This window comes from Xenorhabdus aichiensis (assembly GCF_028598775.1).
Classification (GTDB): domain Bacteria; phylum Pseudomonadota; class Gammaproteobacteria; order Enterobacterales; family Enterobacteriaceae; genus Xenorhabdus; species Xenorhabdus bovienii.
This window is the reverse complement of the sequence record NZ_JAQRFO010000081.1, coordinates 1-7,527: the sequence shown is the minus strand read 5'-3', so window position 1 is coordinate 7,527 and position 7,527 is coordinate 1. Positions and strand designations below refer to the sequence as shown.

Below are 7,527 nucleotides of genomic sequence, written 5' to 3'. Positions count from 1 at the left end.
GGTCAATGGAGCGAAAACGTACTATAAACGGTCATGATGAATCATCTATGGATTCGGATCCTGATGAAAGACGAGCATGAGGTTCTCGTTCGCTAAACGGATACTAATATCCAGTATGATTTACAGATACTCCTCATGGGGTCTAACCCTTTAACATCAACGTTTGCAGTCAGAAAAGGGAGTTTTCTATATAAATAAAGGCGATATTGAAAAATAGAGAGAAATAACCCTTTTAAATCAGGGTGATAAAATTCAGATTTTACTTATGTTGAATGATAATCTGCTTCATAAGCTAAAAATTTCTTATCTTATTGTTTTACATATATTTCAATAAGAGTCGTCTTCTACTTCTTACTCATCGATTCATGGGCTACCGTTAAACGGTCTTTTGACGGCTGTTTTCGCCCATCCGGCACAGTCCTCAACCCATGCGACCCTATGAAATTTCAAATAGAAGCACTAAATGTATAGCTATTAGTTATACGTCCGCTATAATGACTGTATAACTAATAGCTACACAGGTGATTTATGAGAACACAACCTAAAGAAACCCCGATCAACATCCGGGCGAAAGCCTTCCAGCGGGAGCTTATTGACCATGCAGCAAACCTGCACTCGAAGACCCGAACTGATTTTATCTTGGATGCTGCCTGTCGCGCAGCCGAAGAGACCATACTCGATCAGCGCCACTTTTTCGTTAACGACGAGAAATATCATGCATTCATGCAAATGCTGGAGCAACCGCTTTCTGATAATTCAGGTTTCAAAAAACTCATGGGGTATAAAGCACCATGGGAATAAGTGCACCTGAAATATTAACGGCTGAACATAATATAAATGATTTTTATTGCCAGCATGAAACATTAAATGAATGGCTTTCACGCCGGGCTTTAAAAAATAATAAGCTCGGCGCGAGCCGTACATTTGTTATTTGCACGGAGGGTACAAAAAACGTTATCGGTTATTATTGTCTAAGCGCTGGTTCTATTAATCATATTGAATCCACACCATCGCTTAAACGTAATATGCCCGATCCTATACCTGTAGTGCTTCTTGGTCGTTTGGCTGTCGATGTGGAATATCAGGGGAAGAAACTCGGGGCATTGCTTCTCCAAGATGCTTGGAAGCGTGTCGCCAGCACGGCTGAACAGGTAGGCATTTCAGCTATAATCGTCCATGCACTTGATGAGAGCGCCAGAACGTTCTATACCCGTCTTGGTTTCGCCCAGTCACCGTTGGAGCCATATACGCTGATGTTTCCATTAGGTAAACAGAGGTAATGGTTAGTCAGTCTATCATGGCTCATGCCATGAATGAAAGCTCCTGACCGTTCTACGGGCGGTACGGATTGTACACCGGCGATTGCTACCCACTCTGTAACAGCAAAGTTGTAATGTCCGCGTACAACCCCTATGGTCTAGCGACGAATAGTGATTTAAAAACTCAATTTGAGCGTAGGTAATGCCTCCAAGTTTTAGCTAACCTCAGCTTCGTTTAAAAATAGCGATATCACAATCCCGTAAATTCAAGCTCGGTTTTTTAGGTTGGAATGTATAAGCAATTAAGCCAGCGACGATTTCCAATAAAAAACCGAGCTGACTACGGTGCCTTGAATGCTCTATCTGAGAAATATTTTTGAGCTGATCCACGACCGTTTCTATCAAAAATCGCTTTTTCAACATCAGCTTATCCCAGAGAGATAACGCTTTTGCCTTCATGTTACTACGGACATGAGTGATTAACGTTATTCCTTCTGCTTTCAGTTCATCGCACAAGGCCTGTGACAAATACCCTTTATCGCCATACAAACATCCTGTTAACCCTTGTACCCGTGCTTTGACGGGATGACGATCATCTTTATTTCCTGAGGTCAGCTTAACCGCTAAAAGTTCACCACAATCATTGATAACCAAATGAAGTTTAAAGCCATAAAACCAGCCTGTACTCGTTTTCCCTCGCTGTGCGACGCCCTCAAATACGCGATGACGGGGAATACGGAGGTTGTGACAAACAGCAATTTTGGTTGAATCAATAAAGGCGATCCCTTGGGTTTCAGCCTTGCGTGACGAAAAAAAAGCACATAGAGGAATGAGCGCCCTTTGCTTTAAGGTTAACATACGGGTGTAGCTGACCAACCTGGGAAAATCGGCTTTAAGGTAGTGTTTGACATGCTGAATATAAAACGTTTTAAAATCACGATAATGGCTCATGTGGAATAAAATGAGGAGCGTCATCACTTCACTGAGAGAAAGGGAAGCTTCGCAGCGACGTTTGAGCAAGCCATTTTCAATTAACTGTTGATGCCAGAGAGGAATAAATTTTTGGCAAAAGTCATCGACGCAGCAGTAAAGTTCTTCTAAATTAGACATGCCTGAGGATCTCCACGATTTTGTTTTCTTTGACAAAAACTTTGATCGTGCCTCAGGCACTTAGTTCCCTTCTTAAGCAAACCTCAGGTTAGCTAGCGAAAAACACGCCGTTTTAGCATGAAACAGGCAACAATACCAAAAAGAGCCACTACCACGGTGTAACCAAAGTAAAGTTGATAGCCTGCTTTTAGATTCGGTGCATATTCCATGATGTAGCCATTGATAAGCGGGATAAAAATGTCTGGGCAATAACCGATGGCTGAAATGACGCCTATTGCCATACCAAGCTTACTTTGTGGTACTTTTAGATTCTCGATAATTGCCCAATATAAGCCACGAATGGCATAAGTTAGCAAACCGACAAACAGGATCAGGAAAATACAGACATTAGCAACCAGAACAGAAGACAAGTTGGTTGATGGGATAGCAATCAGCCCTATAATCCCAAGTATGCTCAATGCCAGTGCATAAATTAATATTCTGATATTTCCTAACTTATCACCTAAAAAACCACCTGCTATCCCACCTACTGGACGTAGCCATAGTTTGATGGTGGTGATGGTGCCTGCCATCACAGCGGTAAAGTTCCAGCCCCCTGATTGCAAATAGCCAGAGAAACTGTAGGTCGACCAGAATAAATGATAGCCTGCAGAAATGATGATGGAGATAAGCCAGACTTCTGGTTGCCGCAGGATAAAAATGAGGTCTTTCATCAGGCTCTTATTTTCTACCTTGATCTGTTTATCTTCTGGTTCTGGCGTTTTTGCTTCAAAAAAGATGCAAAAGAAACAGATCACAGACAATATAATACAAAACCATGCGTAAAGGTGGATCACATGAACCAGGCCTTGTGCGACATTGGTGTTGTCTGAGCCTACTGTGACAGAAAAAATATACAACGCAAAACTTGCTAGGATCGATTCAACCAAACCGCGCCCGCCGTCATAGATCCCGTAGAAGCGTCCAGATTCATTTTTGGCAGCAAGAATTTTTATGCGCTTCATCACGGCTCCCCAGAAGGTTAATCCTGTGGTTACTCCCCAACCTGAGAAGATTATGAGTAGCGCGATGTAGGAGGGTAACGTGCTATACCAAATTCCTAATAATCCAGTGCCCAGTAGAGAAAATGTAATCAATTTCATTGGCTTGATCTTATCTGCTAACCAACCACTTGGCATATAACAGATAAAGAACAAAAGCCCCATGACAGAATATAACTGGCCAAGTTGTACATGAGTAATATGAAAGGCCTGTATCATTGTATCTTGATAGATTTGCCTTAAGTATAACATCGGATATATTGCCCCACCTGCGATGGTCAACAACAATAGTTGTATATACCTACTGCTATTTTTTGTAGATTTTTTAATTTTAGTGTTTTCCATGATTCCCATACCCATCTGATATTATTTCTGCCATGCTCTTCAAAGTGATGAGCTCTTTATCACTATTCCCAATAGGGATTTTGTTAACCAAAGTCACGCTAAAAATAGTCACGTACTTGGTGTGCGATACGTTTTTTTGAAGCAGCATAAAGACGCTTTGCTAACCCATAGGATCTTGAAGAACTTGTTTTTTTTAGAAATTAGTTTTTCAGAAAAGGATAAACTTCTGATAACAGTGGATCTGTGTAGTTTCTGGCTTTTTTATAGACATTTTCATTAATGGCGCCATAATAAATATGGTTATCCTGATGAGGGATATACTCTTTGTCGATGTGAACCATCGCTTTTTTTATTTGTTCAAAGTCTTTTGCCAGCCCTAACCCAACAGCGGCGCACATAGTAGCGCCGAGGCAAGCAGAACTGTTCGCCTTTAAGGTGTAGGTTTTTTTACCGAATAAATCGCAAATAATTTGCACTAAAACGTCACTTTTTGAGCCGCCACCAATAATACGTATCGTATTAACCGTTGAGGATGTCTCCTGTAACATCACATCGATATAATTTTTTATGGTGTAGGCAATCGCTTCCAAAATAGAGCGGTAGATATGGTATTTAGTATGGCGTTGGTCAAAACCAAACATCACGCCTTTGCGGAATTGATGGCTTGGTGGGCTAAGCCAGTCAAGGATGGTGATAAGTCCTTCTGAACCCGGCGCAATAGAGCTAGCAATACGGTTTAATACATCTTCTTCGCTGATGTTTTCCATTTCAGCAATTTTGCTGATGTCTTCACCTGCTAAATGTTTAAACCAGCTTACCGTCCACATTCCCCGCCGGATTCCAATTGACTCATATACATATTTGAAAGGTTCGCATGCTAATGTTGGAAAAAAGTTCTTAGCATTAGGGTAATAGTCGTGTCGATAAAGCATTGCGGAGATAAAGGTTCCTAGCGAAATCATGATCTCGTCATCGGCAGTGATCCCAGTCCCTAAAACTTCTACCGATTTATCGTTACCGCTTGCAAATACCTCTATATTTGGCAATAAGCCAAAACGTTCAGCTAGTTTCGCTCTTAGTGAACCATAGCTTTCCCCTGGTTTAATCAACTCAAACAATTGGCTACGTTTGAGTCCTTGGTGTTGGATTTCATCATCATTATTTGCCCATTGTAGGGTCTGCCAATCCATTGGCCAATGAACTTCTTGGTTAGAACTACTGTCTTTGAAAGAGCCCGTCAGCCGCAAACCAAGGTAACCAGAAGTGGTCGTTACATACTTGACTCGCTTATCTTGGTGGACATAGGGTTTTGACATCCGCATGTCCATCCAACTGATCACAGGCTCAACCAATTCACCGTTTTCATCCAGCAAAACTCGGCAACAGCGAATGCTGCATAATCCGATCCCCATAATTTGATGGCGGTCATCATTAAATTTCATCAGGCAATTATCAATTGCTCTGATGAGACTTTCCCATAAATCTTCACCGGGGTGATAAACAATACTAGGTGTTGGTGTTTCAGTGTTTTTTAATAAGTCACTGCCATAACAGGGTCATGCTCCCAATAGTTAGATTATTGTAGTAAACTTTCCATTTTTTATTACTGGTGAGATATGGCTAAAGTTGATGTGGTTTGTCGTTATTGTCACAAAGCAGAGGAGGTCAAAGGGCATGGAAAAGGAAGCAGTGGGCACCCGCGTTATCACTGTTATGCCTGCCGTAAAACCTTCCAACTGAATTACACCTATCAAGCCTGCAAACCCGGAGTGAAAGAACAAATCACTGATATGGCGATAAATAACGGCGGGATCAGAGACACTGCACGTGTTTTGAACGTCGGGATCAATACCGTGAAACTTGAACCCAGACAAGTAACAACACGGCCTCTGGCAGGAAGTGAGATTCACATTATCTGTGAAATTGATGAGCAGTGGTCATTTGTCGGCAACAAGAAGAATCAACGCTGGCTCTGGTATGCGTGGGAACCAAACCAGAAGCAAATCATCGCACATGTATTTGGCGATCGCAGTAAAAAAACGCTGGAAAAACTGTTGGCGCTTCTGGCATCGTTTGAAATCCAGTATTATTGTACTGATAATTATGCTGTTTATGATTGCCTTCCTGAGAGAACTCACCTCAGAGGAAAGAAATTTACCCAACGCATCGAAAGAATGAATCTGACCCTGCGTACTCGAATAAAAAGGCTGAATCGGAAAACGATCTGCTACTCTAAATCAGAAATCCTGCATGACAAAATCATCGGAACGTTCATTGAGCGTGAATACTATCTTGCAAGGATAATCTAACTATTAGGAGCATGACCAAAATTTGGGCGGGAGGCACTGACATTATCGCCGGGGATCGGCTGCAACTGAGTGCAGGTCAAGATATTGTGGGCAGTATTATCAAATTGATATCGACCGAAGGGGACATCTCAGTCAATGCTGGCAGGGATTTAATTTTTCTGGCTCGACGATTTGTAACTGAGCCTTCTCAAGATAAACGACTGTACACTTCGGGTATCAGCACCTTCAATGCCGCTAAAAATCTCATTCTCTCTGCGGCAGGCAATCTATCAACTTATGCGACAAACCTGGTATCCGGGCGTGATATGGCTATCTCCACTGGCGGGAATATTCGCTTCGAATCATTAAAGGAATATGTTGTAGAAAACAAAACTGAACAGGCTACGCAACGTGCCAGCCAGCTTAGGAGTGGGGGTGCATTAACCATTCAATCCTAGGGCAGTGTTTTATTCCAGGCAACGTCATTAATTGCCAAGGGAATAATGGATATCGCCGCAAAAGGGGGGGTTCTCTATGCTCAGGCAATGGAAGAAACTTACCGATGGGAAGAAGAAAAGAGAAAATGTAAAAGCTTTTTGGGAATTAAATCTTGCTCCATTTTCGGATCTTCGACTGAAACCCGCAGGCAAGAGAATTCAACGAATAAAGCCACGGAATTCATTGCGGACGGTGATATTAACCTGATGGCAAAAGATGATGTGACATTGGAAGCGAGCCGGATTGAAACCCAGAAAAATGCGACCATCACCAGCCAGACAGGGAAAGTGAACTTCAAGGCGATGCCAAATACGGCATTTGAGCAGACTGTTTCGACGTCAAAAGGTTTTTTTATTAGCCATCACGATAAAGGCAGTAATGAGAAAACATGGGCCATCCCGTCGGTGCATATTGGCGGTGCGTTGACGGTGGAAGCCGCGAAAGGCATTAATGCAGATGTGAAAGCGAAAGAGGGACAGTTACTCGAAGACGCGTTAGTAAGACTCGGTAATACGCCCGGTACCGAATGGTTGAAAGATCTCCGAAACCGCAATGATGTCCAGTGGCATGTGGTAAAGGATGCGTACAGTAGCTGGGATAAAAAAAGTCAAAGTTTAAATCCCGTGGCGGGTGCCGTCATTGCGATTGCGGTTGCAGCGGTGACGGCAGGGTCTGGGATGGCAGCCTGGGCGGCAAATGGTGCGGTTGGAGCAACCGGTGCCACAGGTGCAGCGGCGAGCGCGGTTTATGGGGCAGCTTATGGCGGCATGATAGGATTGACCTCTCAGGCTGCGGTTGCCTTAGTGGAAAATAAAGGGGATCTCAGCAAAACACTGGCAGACCTGGCGAAACGCGACGCAGTCAAATCCCTGGTGACACAAATGGTTGTGGGGGGGGCATTAGGGGGATTAGATCACTCAATGGGGTGGGGAAAACTAGTGGAAGGGCAAGGCGTTGTCGATCCCATCAAATCCAAACTTCCCTTAT

General features: G+C 43.0%; 8 protein-coding genes and 1 pseudogene. 5 read left to right on the top strand and 4 right to left on the bottom strand.

Going from position 1 to position 7,527, the window contains the following annotated elements; all coding sequences use genetic code 11:
- The first annotated feature begins 528 nt into the window (after nt 1-528).
- Nucleotides 529-801: a type II toxin-antitoxin system TacA family antitoxin gene (locus PSI22_RS20510; RefSeq protein ID WP_038196004.1), complete on the top strand. Its 273-nt coding sequence runs from the start codon at nt 529-531 to the stop codon at nt 799-801.
- Complete coding sequence (locus PSI22_RS20505) at nt 792-1,280, top strand: GNAT family N-acetyltransferase (RefSeq protein ID WP_038246657.1); 489 nt, start codon at nt 792-794, stop codon at nt 1,278-1,280. The genes PSI22_RS20510 and PSI22_RS20505 overlap by 10 nt, the downstream gene beginning before the upstream one ends.
- A 204-nt stretch (nt 1,281-1,484) precedes the next feature.
- Here PSI22_RS20505 and PSI22_RS20500 read toward each other — a convergent pair whose 3' ends face one another.
- The 4 genes and pseudogenes from PSI22_RS20500 to PSI22_RS20485 all read right to left on the bottom strand — a co-directional run.
- Nucleotides 1,485-2,369 carry an IS982 family transposase gene (locus tag PSI22_RS20500; RefSeq protein ID WP_273581353.1) on the bottom strand — a complete coding sequence of 295 codons (885 nt, stop codon included), beginning with the start codon at nt 2,367-2,369 and terminating at the stop codon, nt 1,485-1,487.
- A gap of 92 nt (nt 2,370-2,461) precedes the next feature.
- Complete coding sequence (locus PSI22_RS20495; RefSeq protein ID WP_273581352.1) at nt 2,462-3,754, bottom strand: MFS transporter; 1,293 nt, start codon at nt 3,752-3,754, stop codon at nt 2,462-2,464.
- A gap of 200 nt (nt 3,755-3,954) precedes the next feature.
- A complete protein-coding gene (locus PSI22_RS20490; protein ID WP_273581354.1) occupies nt 3,955-4,521 on the bottom strand; it encodes an FGGY-family carbohydrate kinase in 567 nt (188 codons plus the stop codon).
- A gap of 234 nt (nt 4,522-4,755) precedes the next feature.
- A pseudogene (locus PSI22_RS20485) lies at nt 4,756-5,271 on the bottom strand (FGGY family carbohydrate kinase); the annotation flags it as partial.
- 99 nt (nt 5,272-5,370) lie between these two features.
- Between PSI22_RS20485 and PSI22_RS20480 the strand changes: the two are divergent.
- From PSI22_RS20480 to PSI22_RS20470, 3 genes are all read left to right on the top strand, one after another.
- Nucleotides 5,371-6,063, top strand: coding sequence for an IS1 family transposase (locus PSI22_RS20480; RefSeq protein ID WP_273581351.1), 693 nt, complete (start codon nt 5,371-5,373; stop codon nt 6,061-6,063).
- 11 nt (nt 6,064-6,074) lie between these two features.
- Nucleotides 6,075-6,500 (top strand): hypothetical protein, encoded by a 426-nt coding sequence (locus tag PSI22_RS20475; protein ID WP_273581350.1) that lies wholly within the window; start codon nt 6,075-6,077, stop codon nt 6,498-6,500.
- 45 nt (nt 6,501-6,545) lie between these two features.
- Nucleotides 6,546-7,527: DUF637 domain-containing protein (locus PSI22_RS20470; RefSeq protein ID WP_273581349.1), on the top strand; the 982-nt coding region annotated here is incomplete at its 3' end.

Coding starts and splice junctions, on each gene's coding strand:
- PSI22_RS20510 (WP_038196004.1), top strand. CDS start 529: ATGAGAACACAACCTAAAGAAACCCCGATCAACATCCGGGCGAAAGCC.
- PSI22_RS20505 (WP_038246657.1), top strand. CDS start 792: ATGGGAATAAGTGCACCTGAAATATTAACGGCTGAACATAATATAAAT.
- PSI22_RS20500 (WP_273581353.1), bottom strand. CDS start 2,369: ATGTCTAATTTAGAAGAACTTTACTGCTGCGTCGATGACTTTTGCCAA.
- PSI22_RS20495 (WP_273581352.1), bottom strand. CDS start 3,754: ATGGAAAACACTAAAATTAAAAAATCTACAAAAAATAGCAGTAGGTAT.
- PSI22_RS20490 (WP_273581354.1), bottom strand. CDS start 4,521: ATGGAAAACATCAGCGAAGAAGATGTATTAAACCGTATTGCTAGCTCT.
- PSI22_RS20480 (WP_273581351.1), top strand. CDS start 5,371: ATGGCTAAAGTTGATGTGGTTTGTCGTTATTGTCACAAAGCAGAGGAG.
- PSI22_RS20475 (WP_273581350.1), top strand. CDS start 6,075: ATGACCAAAATTTGGGCGGGAGGCACTGACATTATCGCCGGGGATCGG.